The sequence below is a fragment of the Lactobacillus porci genome, from assembly GCF_009695985.1.
Lineage (GTDB): Bacteria > Bacillota > Bacilli > Lactobacillales > Lactobacillaceae > Lactobacillus > Lactobacillus absianus.
The window spans coordinates 38,051-54,321 of the sequence record NZ_VUMX01000011.1 but is presented as its reverse complement, the minus strand read 5'-3'; the positions used below and the strand labels follow the sequence as shown (position 1 = coordinate 54,321).

The window sequence follows — 16,271 nt, the reverse complement described above, 5'->3', positions numbered from 1 at the left end:
TAAATTTACTTGATAACCAGCTTGCTCAAATCGCCCAGGCGCTTAGCCAGGTCGTTGACCGCGGCCAGCTGGCTCAAGCGGTTGTTCTTGACGCGCTCGTCCTTGGCCATGATCATGTTGACGTCGAAGTAGCGGTCGATTACCGGCTGCAAGGCAACGAAGCCTTCGTACAGGTCAGCGTGGCTCTTGGCGCCTTGCAGGCTCTCAACACCATTATAAAGGTCATTTTCGGATCTGTCCTCAAATAAGCTTTCATCAACGGCGCTGGCTTGGTCGAACTTGGCCTTCTTCAAGATGTTCTCAATTCTGGTCAAGCTTTCAACGACTGGCTTGAAGGCCTCGTCGTCGTGGTGGGTTGCCAAGACCTTGGCAGCAGCCAGGATCTCGCTTGGGTCTTCTTCGCTTGAGGCCAAGACGGCATCGATGACGTCGTATTGGTAGCCGTTCTTTTGCAGGAACTGCTTTACCCGGTCGCGGATGAAGGCAGCCAGCTCGCTTTCTTCCTCGCGGCCCCTTGGCATCTTGGCTGGGGTCTTGCCGTCAAGCAGGTCAACCAGTTCTGGGATGACTTGGTCAAATGGCAATGACCAGCCTTCCTTAAGCAGGATGCGGACGATCCCGTAAGCGTAGCGGCGCAAGGCGTATGGGTCGTTTGATGAAGATGGAATCATGCCGGCACCGAAGAAGGCAATGATAGTGTCCAGCTTGTCGGCAACTGACAAAAGCGCGCCGACCGTCGTTGCTGGCAAGTCGCCTTCAGCCGTAGTTGGCATGTAGTGTTCCTTGATGGCAACGGAGACGTTTTCGTCTTCGCCAGCCAAACGGGCGTAGTGCATCCCCATGACCCCCTGCAGCTCGGCAAATTCGCCGACCATTTGGGTCACCAGGTCAAACTTGTACAGGCCAGCAGCCCGGTCAAAGTCAGCCAGCTCTTGCCCGTCAACGCCAAAGCGCTTGGCCAGGTAGTCGCCGATCAGGCGAACCCGGTCCATCTTTTCAGCCATTGAGCCGATCTTGTCGTGGAAGGAAACGGCGCTCATGCGGTCAACGAAGTGGCTGAGCGGGTACTTGCGGTCTTCATCGTAGAAGAAGACGGCATCGTCCAAGCGGGCCACCAGAACCTTCTCGTTGCCGGAAACGACGTTCTCCAGGTGTTCCCGGTTGCCGTTGCGGACGGAGATGAAGTGGTTGATCAGCTTGCCGTCTTGGTCGTAGACTTCAAAGTATCTTTGGTTGTCCTTCATGGAAGTGACCAGGACTTCATCAGGGATTTCCAGGTACTTCGGGTCAAAGGAGCCGGCGAAGACGGTTGGGTATTCAACCAGGTTGTTGACTTCTTCCAGCAGGCTCTTGTCCAGCTTGATCTGCCAGTTGTTTTCCTTGACCAGGTCGTTGATTTGGGACACGATCATGTCCTTGCGCTCAGCGGCGTCAACGATTACGTATTGGTTGCGCAAGGCTTCGACATAGTCATCAGCGTTGGCCAAAACCACGCTGTCGCCCAGGAAGCGGTGACCGGCGGTCTTGCGGCCAGCAGTGATGTCCAGCAGCTTGACTGGCACTACTTCTGACCCGTAGAGGGCAACCAGCCAGTGGATTGGACGGACGAATTCAAAGTCGCGGGAGTCCCAGCGCATCTTGGTTGGGAAAGTCATGGCCTTAACGACTTCATCCAGGCCCAAAAGGATGTCCTTGGCGGACTTGCCTTCCTTTTGCACGTGCACGTAGGCGTATTCAACGCCCTTCAGTTCCTGGAAGTAGATGTCGTCGGCTCTCATGCCCTGGCCGCGGGCAAAGCCTTGCGCAGCCTTGGTCCAGTTGCCGTCAGCGTCTTGGGCGATCTTCTTGGCCGGCCCCTTCTTGACTTCGTCAATGTCGGCCTGCTTTTCTGCCAGGTCCTTGACCAGGATGGCCAGGCGGCGTGGGGTTGAGTAGGTGGCAATTTCCTTGTAGCCCAAGCCGTTTTCCTTCAAGAACTTGCCCGTCCGGTCAGCCAGTTGCTTGACTGACTTGCTTACTACGTGGGCTGGCATTTCTTCTACGCCAATTTCAAATAAAAAGTCTTTAGTCATTGCTTGCCTCCGCTTTCTTAGCTTGTGCGCTCTTCAACAATGGGAAGCCGCGCTTTTCGCGTTCTTCCACGAACTTAACGGCAACTTCGTGCGCCATGTTGCGGATCCGGTGCAGGTAGCCGGCCCGTTCGGTGACGGAAACGGCCCCGCGGGCGTCAAGCAGGTTGAAGGTGTGGGAACACTTCAAAATATAGTCGTAGGCTGGGTGAACCAGGTTCTTGTCCAGCAGGCGCTTGGCGATACGCTCGTAAGTGTCGAAGAATTTCAAAAGCTGGTCTTGGTCGCTTTCTTCAAAGGCGTACTTGGAGTGCTCGTATTCAGGCTCCTTGAAGATGTCCCGGTAAAGGACCCCGTCGCCCCATTCCAGGTCAAAGACTGAGTTGACGTCTTGGATGTATGAAGCCAGACGCTCAACCCCGTAGGTAATTTCGCCCATGGTTGGCTTGACGTCCAGTTCACCGACCGTCTGGAAGTAGGTAAATTGTGAGACTTCCATCCCGTCCAGCCAGACTTCCCAGCCGACCCCGGCACAGCCCATTGATGGATTTTCCCAGTTGTCTTCAACGAAGCGGATGTCATGTTCCAGCGGCTCAATGCCCAGAACCTTCAAGGAGTCCAGGTAGTATTGCTGGATTTCCAAAGGCGCTGGCTTGAGCACGACTTGGAATTGGTGGTGCTGGAAAAGCCGGTTTGGGTTTTCGCCATAGCGGCCGTCAGCTGGCCGGCGGGAAGGCTCAACGTAGCAAGCCTTCCAAGGCTCAGGACCAACCGCCCGCAAGAAGGTGTAAGGACTCATCGTCCCGGCGCCCTTGTTTTCATCGTATGAAGGCATGATCATGCAGCCCTTTGAGGCCCAAAACTGTTCCAGTTTGAAGATCATGGTCTGAATGTCTAATTTTTGTGCCATATTATTCCTCCTATGCAAGGCCATAAAAAAAGCCTATGCAATTACAGTTTGCATAGGGACGAAATTCATTATTCGCGGTTCCACCCTAATTCAGAAGGCAATATTCGCCTTCTGCTCTTAATTGACTTGGCTAGAGGTGCCTTTTCCCGCCGTGTCCTCCCACCTGCCGACACTCGCTGGCGCGGTACTTTTCTGAATCCTCATCATCGCCAATACAGGGCTTATTTTACCACAAAGCAGGGCCGCTTTCTATCAAAAATTACAGTGTTTTCAGTTCATCCAGGAACTTTTTCGTGCGCAGGTTCAAATCGACGGTTTCCTGGTAGATCAAGTCGATGGCCTGGCGGCTCTGCTCCTTAAGCTGGTCATCGATCTGAATGCTGCCAAGGCGGTCAATGGGCACCAATCCCAGGGTCCTTAGGAGGGCCACGGTCTTTGGCGCCAGGTGCATCCGCTGCACTCTGGCAAAGTGGTCTGAACACACCACCCCGCCTAAGGAGATGGAGTAGTCAAAAGTCCCCTGCACTTTCCCGCAGACAAGGCAGCAGCTGAGCTCAGGCTTGACCCCATAGGCCTCCAGCAGCTGCAGCTGCACGATCTGGGAAAGCATCTCCAGATCATCTCCAGCCAGCATGCGGTGAAAGGCGGTCATCACCAGCTGGTAGTACTTGCCGACCGGCTGGTATTCAACCGCCGCGTGATCCAGCAGGTCGAAAATAAAGGAAGCGTAGGCACTCGCCAATAAATCCCCAAAAAGCTCGTCGTGCTGGACTAAGTCCTTGTAGGTCCGAAACTGGCTGATGCCCCGCCGCTTGGTCAAGATGGTGAAGGTGCCTTCCGTAAAGGGCAAGGCCACGCTGGCCAGCTTGGACTTGGGACGCAGCGCCCCTTTCAAGATGACGGTGACTGGTCCCAGCTCCCTGGTCAAGAGCTTGGCCAGGAGGTCCGCTTCCTGGTATTTCTGTCTTTTGTAAATGATCCCGTGAACTTCCAGAAGTTCAAAGGCCATTGGCTACAGCTCCTTCTTGTCGTAGCCGATCGACTTCAAGAAGGCCGGGTCCTGGCGCCAGTTGTGGCGGACCTTGACCCAGAGCTGCAGGTTGACCTTTTCGCCCAAGAGGGCTTCAATCTCCTTTCTGGACTGGATGCCGATCTTCTTGATCATGCTCCCGCCCTGGCCGATAATGATCCGCTTCTGGCCCGGCTTTTCCACATAGATGGTGGCCTCAATCTGCAGCTTGCCGTTGACCCGCTCGTTCATCTTTTCCACCCAGACCGCGGCTGAGTGCGGCACTTCCTGGCTGGTCAAGTGCAGGATCTGCTCCCGGATCATTTCCGCCACGACGAAGTATTCCGGCCGGTCGGTCACTTCATCAGAAGCATAGTACTGCGGCCCTTCTGGCAGGTACTTGTTGATCGTTGCCAGCAGGTCGTCGACCCCGTTGCCCTGGCCGGCGGAAATTGGCAGGTATTCGGCAAAGTTGCCCAAGGCCTGGTAAGAGTCAATGATTGGCAAGAGGTCGTTTGGGTGAACCTGGTCGATCTTGTTGACGACCAAAAAGACTGGCAGGTCCAGGTCCTTCAAGAGCCCAGCCACGTATTCCTCGCCCTTGCCGGCCTTCTTGGGCTCAACCATAAAGAGGACCAGGTCCACGTCCTTCAGGGAGGACAGGCTGGCCTTGTCCATGTATTCATCTAAGTCTGAGTGACTCTTAAAGATCCCTGGCGTGTCCACGAAGACGACTTGCATGTCGTCTGCTGAATAGATCCCGGAAATCTTGTTTCTGGTGGTTTGGGGCTTGTTTGAGGTAATGGCCACCTTCTGGCCCACCAGCCGGTTCATCAAAGTTGACTTGCCGACGTTTGGCCGGCCGATCAGAGCTACGAAGCCTGACTTGAAATTACTTGTTTGCGCCATCTTCTATATCCTTTTCTGTAAAATGATAGGGAATCAGTTCGTCGACCGTGTAGCGGACGAATTCCCCTTTGGTATCGGTCAAAATGACCTCGCTCTCAGGAGCCATAAATTCGCTCATCACCTGCCGGCAGGCCCCGCAGGGCGAAATAGGCCGGTCGGTGTTGCCAATGATCAAGAGTTGCTCGATGGGGTCTGGCAGGCCCCCGTCGTTGATCCAGTTGAACATGGCCGTTCTTTCCGCGCAGTTGGTCAGGCCAAAGGAGCTGTTCTCGATGTTGACCCCAGTATAGGTCTTCCCTGACTCAGTCATCAGGGCCGCGGCCACTTGAAAATGCGAGTAAGGACTGTAGGAATCCTTCAAGTGCTCCTTGGCCAGGGCAAACAGCCGGCTTTCTGCTTCATTCATCGGCATTACTTGCCTCTCCCTTCGTCAAGCTGGTCAGGGTACAAAGGCAGGCCGTAGTCTTCCAGCACCTTGCCTTGAATGCCAAACATCTCCTTGGCCTCGTCAGGCTCAATGTGGTCATAGCCATTCAGGTGCAGGAAGCCGTGCACGATGGTGTAGCCGAATTCCCGGTCAAAGCCCGTCCCGTATTCCACGCTGTGGCGCTTGATGACGCTGGGGCACATGAACAAGTCGCCAATGTCTTCGACGAAGTCAGGGTCAGCTGCGAAAGCTGCCAGATCCAGCCCCTCTTCTCCGTCTTCAATGGCAAAGGAAATGACGTCGGTTGGCCTGTCCTTGCCGCGGTAGTCGCGGTTGATCTGGTTGGACTTCTCCTCATCCACGAAATTGATGCTCATTTCCAGGGGATTGTCCTTCTTGATCTCCTGCTTGGCCAGCAAGAGCAGGTCCATGATCCACTTTTGCCAATCGCGCTGGTCATCGTCCAAAAATCCAACTTCATCCGTGTAGCTTACTTCAATCGGGTCCATTGCCTAAAAATTCCCTTTCTCTTCATATGCCTTGATAATCTTTGCCACTACTGGGTGCCGGACCACGTCGCTGGCTGAGAACTCGACGAACTTGATCTGGTCGATCCCCTCCAGAATGTGCATGGCCGTGATCAAGCCGCTGTGCACCTTGCCCGGCAGGTCGACCTGGGTCACGTCCCCGTTGACGACCATCTTGGAGTTGAAGCCCAGCCGAGTCAAAAACATCTTCATCTGGGCGTCGGTAGTGTTCTGGGCCTCGTCCAGGATAACGAAGGCCTCTTCCAAAGTCCGCCCTCTCATGTAGGCCAGCGGGGCGATTTCAATGACGCCGCGCTCAATCAAGCGGTCCGTGGTTCCTTGGCCCAGGATGGCGTAGAGCGAGTCATAGATTGGCCGCAGGTAAGGGTCAACCTTCTCCTTCAGGTCCCCTGGCAGAAAGCCCAGCGATTCCCCGGCTTCAACTGCCGGCCGGGTCAGGATGATCTTGGAGACTTCTCCTTTCTTGAAGGCCGCGACCGCGCAGACGACAGCCAGGAAGGTCTTCCCAGTCCCCGCGGGCCCGATGCCGAAGACCACGTCGCTCTTCTGGATGGCCTCAACGTATTTCTTCTGGGTCATGTTCTTGACCCGGACTGGCCGCCCCTTGGCATCCCTGATCAAGATTTCCTTGTACAGGTCGCCAAAGTATTCCGTGGTCCCCTTGTCAGCCATCTTCATGGCGCTCACGACGTCAGCTGGCGTCAGGTTGATCCCGTTGGCGGCTACCTTGTCCAAGGCCTTTAAGACCCGCATGACGGTCTTTACCTGGTCTTCAGGGCCAGTCACCTTGATTTCCTGGCCCAAGTCATCCAAGGCAACCTCATAGCCGTCCTCGATCAGCTTCAGATTGCCGTCGTTGACCCCGACCAACTTTTGGATATTTTCGGCGTTTTGTGGTAAAAACTTCTCTTCCAAATACTGGACACTCCTTTTAAATGCGCAAGATAAAATTAGTCACATGAGCACCAAGTCTCTGCCTCAATTCTATCATTTAATCAGGAAAAACTGGAACTTTCTAGCTTCTTTTCGCCTTTTATTGCATGAAAAAAGCTCTCGCTTTGACACGAGAGCTTTAGTCGATTAATAATGTCTACGCTTGCGAGCAGCCTCAGATTTTAACTTTCTGCGAACGCTTGGCTTTTCGTAGAATTCACGCTTGCGGTATTCTTGCAAAGTACCACTTCTAGAAACGGAACGCTTGAAACGACGAAGAGCATCATCAATAGACTCGTTTTCGTGAACGATAGTCTTAGCCATGTGTGATCCCTCCTTCCATTTCTTGGCATTTCTGCCTAAACATTTATCTACATTATAGCAAAGATCAGCCCACCGTCAATAAGATTTCGCAATTTTTTTGAAAACTTGCCAAAAGCGGCATTTTGTAATCGCTCTCTTTGAAAATTCGGTATAATAGAGGTGATCAAACGAACGTTTATTTCATGAAAAGAGGACGAAATATGACTGAAACTACTGCAAGCACAACTGAAGAGAAGGCTGCTCCTGAAATCAACATTATCATTATTTCAGACTCAGCCGGCGAAACTGCCTTCAACAACGCCCAAGCCGCTGCCGCCCAATTCCCGGAAGCCGTGATCAACTACCGCCGCTACCCCTTCATGACTGACAAGAAGAAGCTTGAGCACACTTTTGAAGAGATCGAGAAGTATCCTAACCTCTTGATCATCTACTCCATGGTCAGCGAAGACCTGCAATTGCCAATCATCAAGTTTGCCCGGGAGCACAAGGCCAGCTACGTGGACATCATGTCCCCGATCATGGAAGCAATTTCCCAGACCACTGGCCTAAAGCCAAGCGGCGTGGTCGGTGCCAAGCACCAGATGACCGACAAGTACTTCAACCGGATCTCAGCCATGGAATTCGCGGTCATGTACGACGACGGGAAGGACCCACGCGGCTTCTTGGAAGCAGACGTCGTCCTGCTGGGCGTTTCCAGAACCTCCAAGACTCCATTGTCTTTGCTCTTGGCCAACAAGGGCCTGAAGGTCGCCAACCTGCCACTGGTTCCAGAAACCCACATTCCAAAGGAAATCTACGAGATCGATCCGAAGAAGATCATTGGCTTGACCAACGACCCGAAGGTTCTGAACCGGATTCGCCGGCAAAGAATGATCAGCTATGGCATGGACCCTGACACCGCCTACTCCGACATGAGCTCCATCAACAAGGAGCTTGAGAGCGCCATGGCCCTTTATAAGAAGCTGGGCTGCATGGTCATCAACGTTGCCGACCGGTCAATCGAGGAAACGGCTGCCCTGATCATGGACCACTTGGGCTACGAAGATTAAGATAGCGCAAAATGCTTATGCTTTAACAGAAAAAAGCGTCATCTCCAGAAGTGGAGATGACGCTTTTTGTTATACGTTATTTATCTTTATTCTTGAAAAGCCGCTCATCCATCTCAAAGACTTCGCCTGAAGCGGGATCAACCAAAATGAATGGTCCATCTTCACCGACGTTCCCGTTTCCGCCAAACACGTCGAAAACGTAGAAATTGTCCGCCCGGCGTCTGGCATAAGGCTTGTGGGAAATCCGTACTTTCCGGTGGCCATGCAAGTCAGCGTATTCGCTGGCAATTGTGGTCGCCGTATCCAAACTAAGGTAATTGCGACGGTCGCGACTGGAAGATTCTCTATTTGCCATTAACCTTTCACCCCAATAAAAGCATACGTTAATTATAACTCAATCAGCATACTTTTACCTAATCATTTTTTAACAAATCGTCTTAGACGATTTCCTGCTCGCGGAAGCGGCCATAGATCCGCTGAACTTCCGTGACGCTCATGAAGGCATAAGGGTCGCAGTCCTGGACCGTCATGCGGATATCATACAGGTCATAGGTATCAATGATCGTCAGCAGGACGGTCTTCTCCACGTGCCCATAGGCCCCTTCCGCGTCGTGGAGGATGGTGATCCCCCGGTGCATCTTGGACTGAATCCCGTCAATAATGGCAGTTGGGTGCTCGGTGACAATCATGACCTGCAGCTTGTGGTGCTGGGTGTAGATTGCGTCGATCATCCGGCCGTTAATGAAGATGTTCAAGGCCGTGTAGAGGGCTCTGGACCAGTCAAACAGGAAGCCGGCAAAGATCACGATCACCATGTTGACGATGATGTTGAACTTACCATAGTTCATGCCCGTCTTCTTGCGGACCACGATGCCCAGGATATCCAAGCCACCGGTTGAGATCCCGTTCTTCAGGGCCAGGCCCGTCCCCATCCCGTTCACCGCGGCACCAAAGATGGCACAAAGGATTGGGTCCAAGCTGATATGGGTCGGCTGGATGAATTTCATCATGACGGATGACATGAAAACCGTAAAAATCGTATAGCCGGTAAATTCCTTGCCAATTTTTACCCAAGCCAGGATAAACAAAGGAACGTTTAAGGCAAAGTACATGACTTCAGTCGGGATCGTGAACGGCATATAGCGCGAGGTCACGGTGTTGATGATCTGGGCAAAACCGGTAATCCCTGAGGAGTAGATGTGGCCGGGATGCCAGAAGAAGTTCAGGGCGACGGCCACCATGACTGAGTAAAGGACAGCCGCACCGAGCTTGGCGACAAAGCTGTATTTGCGTGAAAAGCGATTCAGGTCTAGATCGTTCATTTTTCTGCTACCTTTCTTGACTACTTAAGCATTGTAATTGTAACAGAATCCAATTTTAGTAACATCAATTCTTCGATTTTTTTGGAAAAATAGTCCCCAAAAAATCTTCGATATCCATAAACACAAGTTTCTGGGTTAAATCCTCAACTTGTTCAGTAAGAAGTTTGAGCAATCCTTCATTATTTGCTTTGGGCGTTTTGATTAAAACTGAAGTGTCTGCATTAGTCATGGTTGTTGTCTCTCCGACTTCCAGACGCACCCAGAGAAAAGAACAAGATTGAAGCCCTTCTTAACTATGTAAGCAAGCGAGTCGAGCGCTCAACGCATGTCGGTCTTACCACAAACAATGAACACGCGACCTAGTTCCGCTAGATTAATCATGGTTCAAGAACCTGTCCACAATTTCGAGCATAAGTTCGTTAGTGGCATCACTGTAGAATAACAGCTCAACTCCTTTGGATTAAGAAACTTTTTCCGAGCCTATTCTTAGGCCTGATTCTACCCTTTGGCAACTCGAGCAGTACGATTGAATGTTCACTCATAATATCGTGTTCCTCTTATTCAATTGTCAATAACAGTATATGACTTCTGAACCGGGCACGATAGATACCACACTATTGGGCACTTACTTAAAAAAATGTAAGCACTTGATTTTGTTTTTTTCTACTTTGATGCTGATCTTGCATGACCAAAAAGAAGACCCTTGTGGGATTTTCCCACAAGGGTCTTTATATAGCAGCATTATCTATTGCTGCGGATGTTGGTTTGACTGTTGCTTTCAGAGCTTGCCACGCTTGAGTTGAACTCAGATTGTGATTGAGAAATCGACGTACTGAATGAAGCGGATGCAAGCGCGCTTTGTTCAGCCTGGGTTGGGTCACTCATACTTGCAAGATCGGATTGTGAAACAAGCAGACTTTCAAGTTCAGATTGTGAAGTTGAAGCACTAGTAGATTGAGTGCTGGTGCTCGTTTCAGTGGATTCAGCTACTGAAGCATTGGCATTCGCTTCCTGGATGCTCGTCTGGCTTTCGCTAGTTGATGCATTCGAAGTGCTTACTGTCGTGTTGTTGCCAGTTGGAGTAGTGCCAGTTGGAGTAGTGCCAGTTGGAGTAGTACCAGTTGGAGTAGTACCGGTTGCCGCACCGTTGATGCCAGCGGCTGGAGTCGTTCCAGCAGTAGTGTTTGCTACTGGAGTAGTTGCCGCAGTTGGAGTAGCTGCGTTAGCCGTTGGCGTTACGTTTGGAACTGCTGGGGCATTACCAGTGTTAGGAATGTTGACTGCTGGCGTAGTCCCGACAGTTGGAACTGTATTCTGGCTCATGCTGTTGCTTGCAGAAACACTTGCACTTTCACTAGTTGAGGTAGAAGTGTTGTTGCTGATTGACTCGCTCTCGTATACGGAAAGACTGGTGGACTCACTCGTGGATTCACTCGCAACTGATTCGCTAGTTGAGGCACTTGCGGATTCACTTGCAGCTGATTCACTAGTTGAGGTGCTTGCGGATTCACTTACGCTCGATTCACTACTTGACGTTGAGGAACTCGTGGACTCACTTGCGCCTGATTCACTAGTTGAGGAACTCGTGGATTCGCTTGCGCCTGATTCACTAGTTGAGGAACTCGTAGATTCACTTACACCTGATTCACTAGTTAAAGTGTTCGTGGACTCACTTGACCCCGACTCACTAGTTGAGGCACTTGCGGATTCACTTGAACCTGACTCACTTGTTGAGGTACTTGCGGATTCGCTTGAACCTGATTCACTAGTTGAAGTGCTCGTGGACTCACTTGCGCCTGATTCACTAGTTGAGGAACTCGTGGATTCACTTGAACCCGACTCACTAGTTGAGGCACTTGCGGATTCACTTGAACCTGACTCACTTGTTGAGGTACTTGCGGATTCGCTTGAACCTGATTCACTAGTTGAAGTGCTCGTGGACTCACTTGAACCTGATTCACTTGTTGAGGAACTCGTGGATTCACTTGAACCTGATCCACTAGTTGAGGAACTCGTGGATTCACTTGAACCCGACTCACTAGTTGAGGTGCTTGCGGATTCACTTACGCTCGATTCACTACTTGACGTTGAGGAACTCGTGGATTCACTTGAACCTGACTCACTAGTTGAGGTGCTTGCGGATTCACTTACGCTCGATTCACTACTTGACGTTGAGGAACTCGTAGATTCACTTACACCTGATTCACTAGTTGAGGTGCTTGCAGATTCGCTTGCGCCTGACTCACTTGTTGAAGTACTCGTGGATTCACTTGAACCTGACTCACTAGTTGAGGTGCTCGTGGATTCGCTTGCACCTGACTCGCTAGCTGATGTGCTCGTAGACTCACTTGAACCTGATTCACTAGTTGAAGTGCTCGTGGATTCACTTGTACCTGATTCACTTGTTGAAGTGCTCGTGGATTCACTTGCACCTGATTCACTAGTTGAGGTGCTCGTGGATTCGCTTGCGCCTGATTCACTAGTTGAGGAACTCGTGGATTCACTTGAACCCGACTCACTTGTTGAAGTGCTCGTGGACTCGCTTGAACCCGATTCGCTAGTTGAGGTGCTCGTGGACTCACTTGAACCCGACTCACTTGTTGAAGTGCTCGTGGACTCGCTTGAACCCGATTCGCTAGTTGAGGTGCTCGTGGATTCACTTGAACCCGACTCGCTTGTTGAAGTGCTCGTGGATTCACTTGAACCCGACTCGCTTGTTGAAGTGCTCGTGGATTCACTTGAACCCGACTCGCTTGTTGAAGTGCTCGTGGATTCACTTGCGCCTGACTCACTTGTTGAGGTGCTTGCGGATTCGCTTGCACCTGATTCACTAGTTGAGGTGCTTGCGGATTCACTTGAACCTGATTCGCTAGTTGAAGTGCTCATGGACTCACTTGAACCTGACTCGCTTGTTGAAGTGCTCGTGGATTCACTTGCGCCTGATCCACTAGTTGAGGTGCTTGCGGATTCACTTGCACCTGATTCGCTAGTTGAAGTGCTCGTGGACTCACTTGAACCCGACTCACTTGTTGAAGTGCTCGTGGACTCGCTTGAACCCGATTCACTAGTTGAGGTGCTCGTGGATTCACTTGAACCTGACTCGCTTGTTGATGTGCTCGTGGATTCACTTGCGCCTGACTCACTTGTTGAGGTGCTTGCGGATTCGCTTGCACCTGATCCACTAGTTGAAGTGCTTGTGGATTCGCTTGCACCTGACTCGCTTGTTGAGGTGCTCGTGGATTCACTTGTACCTGATTCACTAGTTGAAGTGCTCGTGGATTCGCTTGCGCCTGATTCACTAGTTGAGGAACTCGTGGATTTGCTTGCGCCTGATTCACTTGTTGAGGTGCTCGTGGATTCGCTTGAACCTGACTCACTAGTTGAGGAACTCGTGGATTCACTTGTACCTGATTCACTAGTTGAGGAACTCGTGGATTCGCTTGCACCTGACTCACTAGTTGAGGTGCTTGCGGATTCGCTTGCACCTGATCCACTAGTTGAAGTGCTCGTGGATTCGCTTGCGCCTGACTCACTTGTTGAGGTGCTTGCGGATTCGCTTGCACCTGATCCACTAGTTGAAGTGCTCGTGGATTCACTTGAACCTGATCCACTAGTTGAGGTGCTTGCAGATTCACTTGCGCCTGACTCACTTGTTGAGGTGCTTGCGGATTCGCTTGCACCTGATCCATTAGTTGAAGTGCTCGTGGATTCACTTGAACCTGATCCACTAGTTGAGGTGCTCGTAGACTCACTTGCACCTGATCCACTAGTTGAGGTGCTTGCGGATTCACTTGAACCTGACTCACTAGTTGAGGAACTCGTGGATTCACTTGTACCTGATTCACTAGTTGAAGTGCTCGTGGATTCACTTGAACCTGAGTCGCTTGTTGAAGTGCTCGTGGAATCATTTGAACCTGACTCACTAGTTGAAGTGCTCGTGGAACCTGAAGCCGATTCACTTGAGGATAATGAGCTGCTCTCAGAGCCTGACAATGACTCGCTTGAAGATTCAGAGCTTGACGTGCTCTCGGAACCTGAAGTCGATTCACTTGAGGATAATGAGCTGCTCTCAGAGCCTGACAATGACTCGCTTGAAGATTCAGAGCTTGACGTGCTCTCAGAGCCTGAAGCCGATTCACTTGAGGATGATGAGCTGCTCTCAGAGCCTGACAATGACTCGCTTGAAGATTCAGAGCTCGAAGTGCTCTCGGAACCTGAAGCCGATTCACTTGAGGATAATGAGCTGCTCTCAGAGCCTGACAATGACTCGCTTGAAGATTCAGAGCTTGACGTGCTCTCGGAACCTGAAGCCGATTCACTTGAGGATAATGAGCTGCTCTCAGAGCCTGACAATGACTCGCTTGAAGATTCAGATACCGATTCACTATCTGATTCGGACGCTGATTCGCTTTCGGACTCTGATTCAGATTCACTTTCAGACTCAGATGCTGATTCACTTTCAGATTCTGACTCGGATTCGCTCTCAGATTCTGATTCACTCACAGATTCAGACTCAGATTCACTTTCCGATTCTGACTCGGACTCACTTTCGGACTCTGATTCCGATTCACTTTCAGATTCAGAAGTTGATTCGCTCTCTGACTCGGATTCACTTTCGGATTCTGATTCAGATTCACTTTCAGATTCAGAAGTTGACTCGCTCTCGGATTCTGACTCGGATTCACTTTCCGACTCTGATTCGGATTCGCTTTCTGATTCGGAAGTTGATTCACTTTCCGATTCTGATTCAGATTCACTTTCCGATTCAGAAGTTGATTCGCTCTCGGATTCTGACTCAGATTCACTTTCAGATTCGGATTCCGATTCGCTTTCGGACTCCGATTCGGATTCGCTTTCTGATTCAGATTCACTTTCGGATTCTGATTCAGATTCACTTTCCGATTCAGAAGTTGACTCGCTCTCGGATTCTGACTCGGATTCACTTTCGGACTCCGATTCTGATGCACTTTCGGATTCTGATTCAGATTCACTTTCCGATTCAGAAGTTGATTCACTTTCCGATTCTGATTCAGATTCACTTTCCGATTCAGAAGTTGATTCGCTCTCGGATTCTGACTCAGATTCACTTTCAGATTCGGATTCCGATTCGCTTTCTGATTCGGAAGTTGATTCACTTTCGGATTCTGATTCAGATTCACTTTCCGATTCAGAAGTTGATTCGCTCTCGGATTCTGACTCAGATTCACTTTCAGATTCGGATTCCGATTCGCTTTCGGACTCCGATTCTGATGCACTCTCGGACTCGGATTCCGATTCGCTTTCTGATTCGGAAGTTGATTCACTTTCGGATTCTGATTCAGATTCACTCTCAGATTCAGATTCACTTTCGGACTCGGATTCGCTCTCGGATTCGGATTCACTCACAGATTCTGACTCAGATTCACTTTCTGACTCGGACTCACTTTCGGACTCGGATGCTGATTCACTTTCGGACTCGGATTCGGATTCGCTCTCGGATTCTGATTCACTTTCAGATTCGGATTCGGATTCACTTTCGGATTCCGATTCACTTTCTGATTCGGAAGTTGATTCACTTTCGGACTCTGACTCGGATTCACTCTCGGATTCTGATTCCGACTCACTCTCGGACTCTGATTCTGATTCACTTTCAGATTCCGATGCGGATTCACTTTCAGATTCTGACTCAGATTCGCTCTCGGATTCTGATTCCGATTCACTCTCGGATTCTGACTCGGACTCACTTTCGGACTCGGATTCCGATTCACTTTCTGATTCGGAAGTTGATTCACTTTCGGACTCTGACTCGGACTCACTTTCAGACTCTGACTCAGATTCTGACTCGGATTCACTTTCCGATTCAGAAGTTGATTCACTTTCGGATTCTGATTCAGATTCACTTTCCGATTCAGAAGTTGATTCGCTCTCGGATTCTGACTCAGATTCACTTTCCGATTCAGAAGTTGATTCGCTCTCTGACTCGGATTCACTTTCTGACTCAGATACCGATTCACTATCGGACTCGGATGCTGATTCGGATTCACTTTCTGATTCGGAAGTTGATTCACTTTCGGACTCTGACTCGGACTCACTTTCAGACTCTGACTCAGATTCGCTCTCGGATTCTGACTCAGATTCTGACTCGGATTCACTTTCCGATTCAGAAGTTGATTCACTTTCGGATTCTGATTCAGATTCACTTTCCGATTCAGAAGTTGATTCGCTCTCGGATTCTGACTCAGATACCGATTCACTATCGGACTCGGATGCTGATTCGGATTCACTTTCGGATTCGGAAGTTGATTCGCTCTCTGACTCGGATTCCGACTCACTTTCGGATTCAGATACCGATTCACTATCAGACTCGGATGCTGATTCGGATTCACTTTCGGATTCGGAAGTTGATTCGCTCTCTGACTCGGATTCCGACTCACTTTCGGATTCAGATACCGATTCACTATCGGACTCGGATGCTGATTCAGATTCACTTTCCGATTCGGAAGTTGATTCACTTTCGGACTCTGATTCGGATTCACTCACAGATTCGGAAGCTGATTTGCTTTCTAATTCTGATGTTGACTCGAATTCACTCTCGGATTCTGAGGCTGCCACACTTGCGGATTCCGACGCAGCCGCACTTTCTTCTTTACTAAGCTCAATAGATTGACTTTCTGATTTTGACTTGGATTCGCTACGTGAAGCACTCAGGCTAAGATTTTCAGATGCTTGGCTTTCAGCTTTGCTGGTTGATTCAGCCGCACTGGCTGAAATAGATTCACTGATCGACTTAGA

At 50.4% G+C, this 16,271-nt stretch carries 14 protein-coding genes; 2 read left to right on the top strand and 12 right to left on the bottom strand.

All coding sequences use genetic code 11. The features are described from left to right. Positions 1-5: 5 nt before the first annotated feature. The 8 genes from glyS to rpsU all read right to left on the bottom strand — a co-directional run bounded on the left by glyS (position 6) and on the right by rpsU (position 7,129). On the bottom strand, positions 6-2,072 hold the full coding sequence (gene glyS, locus FYJ62_RS05295) for a glycine--tRNA ligase subunit beta (RefSeq protein WP_154548459.1): 2,067 nt from the start codon (positions 2,070-2,072) through the stop codon (positions 6-8). Continuing rightward, entirely contained in the window at positions 2,065-2,979 is a 915-nt protein-coding gene (gene glyQ, locus FYJ62_RS05290) for a glycine--tRNA ligase subunit alpha (protein WP_154548457.1), read from the bottom strand. Before glyQ ends, glyS begins: the two co-directional genes overlap by 8 nt. A 259-nt stretch (positions 2,980-3,238) precedes the next feature. Beyond that, positions 3,239-3,988, bottom strand: coding sequence for a DNA repair protein RecO (gene recO / locus FYJ62_RS05285; protein WP_154548455.1), 750 nt, complete (start codon positions 3,986-3,988; stop codon positions 3,239-3,241). Positions 3,989-3,991: 3 nt separating this feature from the next. Then, entirely contained in the window at positions 3,992-4,897 is a 906-nt protein-coding gene (gene era / locus FYJ62_RS05280) for a GTPase Era (RefSeq protein WP_154548453.1), read from the bottom strand. Beyond that, positions 4,881-5,303 carry a cytidine deaminase gene (gene cdd, locus FYJ62_RS05275; protein WP_154548489.1) on the bottom strand — a complete coding sequence of 141 codons (423 nt, stop codon included), beginning with the start codon at positions 5,301-5,303 and terminating at the stop codon, positions 4,881-4,883. The genes era and cdd overlap by 17 nt, the downstream gene beginning before the upstream one ends. 5 nt (positions 5,304-5,308) lie before the next feature. After that, positions 5,309-5,833 carry an rRNA maturation RNase YbeY gene (ybeY, locus tag FYJ62_RS05270; RefSeq protein ID WP_154548451.1) on the bottom strand — a complete coding sequence of 175 codons (525 nt, stop codon included), beginning with the start codon at positions 5,831-5,833 and terminating at the stop codon, positions 5,309-5,311. A 3-nt stretch (positions 5,834-5,836) separates the two neighbouring features. Continuing rightward, positions 5,837-6,787, bottom strand: a complete 951-nt coding sequence (locus FYJ62_RS05265) for a PhoH family protein (RefSeq protein ID WP_154548449.1) — start codon at positions 6,785-6,787, stop codon at positions 5,837-5,839. 165 nt (positions 6,788-6,952) lie between these two features. Next, positions 6,953-7,129 carry a 30S ribosomal protein S21 gene (gene rpsU / locus FYJ62_RS05260; protein WP_002880182.1) on the bottom strand — a complete coding sequence of 59 codons (177 nt, stop codon included), beginning with the start codon at positions 7,127-7,129 and terminating at the stop codon, positions 6,953-6,955. Positions 7,130-7,329: 200 nt separating this feature from the next. Between rpsU and FYJ62_RS05255 the strand changes: the two genes are divergently transcribed. Next, positions 7,330-8,178: a pyruvate, water dikinase regulatory protein gene (locus FYJ62_RS05255; RefSeq protein WP_154548447.1), complete on the top strand. Its 849-nt coding sequence runs from the start codon at positions 7,330-7,332 to the stop codon at positions 8,176-8,178. Positions 8,179-8,254: 76 nt separating this feature from the next. Here the strand turns inward: FYJ62_RS05255 and FYJ62_RS05250 are convergent, their stop codons facing one another. From FYJ62_RS05250 to FYJ62_RS05235, 4 genes are all read right to left on the bottom strand, one after another. Further along, the gene (locus FYJ62_RS05250) at positions 8,255-8,533 is read right to left on the bottom strand and encodes a hypothetical protein (protein WP_154548445.1); all 279 of its coding nucleotides are present in this window, start codon (positions 8,531-8,533) and stop codon (positions 8,255-8,257) included. An 82-nt stretch (positions 8,534-8,615) separates the two neighbouring features. Next, complete coding sequence (locus FYJ62_RS05245) at positions 8,616-9,500, bottom strand: YitT family protein (RefSeq protein WP_154548443.1); 885 nt, start codon at positions 9,498-9,500, stop codon at positions 8,616-8,618. Between the two features lie 64 nt (positions 9,501-9,564). Then, positions 9,565-9,729, bottom strand: a complete 165-nt coding sequence (locus FYJ62_RS05240; protein ID WP_154548441.1) for a hypothetical protein — start codon at positions 9,727-9,729, stop codon at positions 9,565-9,567. Between the two features lie 512 nt (positions 9,730-10,241). Beyond that, entirely contained in the window at positions 10,242-10,823 is a 582-nt protein-coding gene (locus FYJ62_RS05235; protein WP_154548439.1) for a hypothetical protein, read from the bottom strand. Between FYJ62_RS05235 and FYJ62_RS10770 the strand changes: the two genes are divergently transcribed. Beyond that, a complete protein-coding gene (locus FYJ62_RS10770) occupies positions 10,822-16,146 on the top strand; it encodes a hypothetical protein (RefSeq protein ID WP_229771842.1) in 5,325 nt (1,774 codons plus the stop codon). The genes FYJ62_RS05235 and FYJ62_RS10770 overlap by 2 nt on opposite strands. The last annotated feature ends 125 nt before the right edge of the window (positions 16,147-16,271 follow it).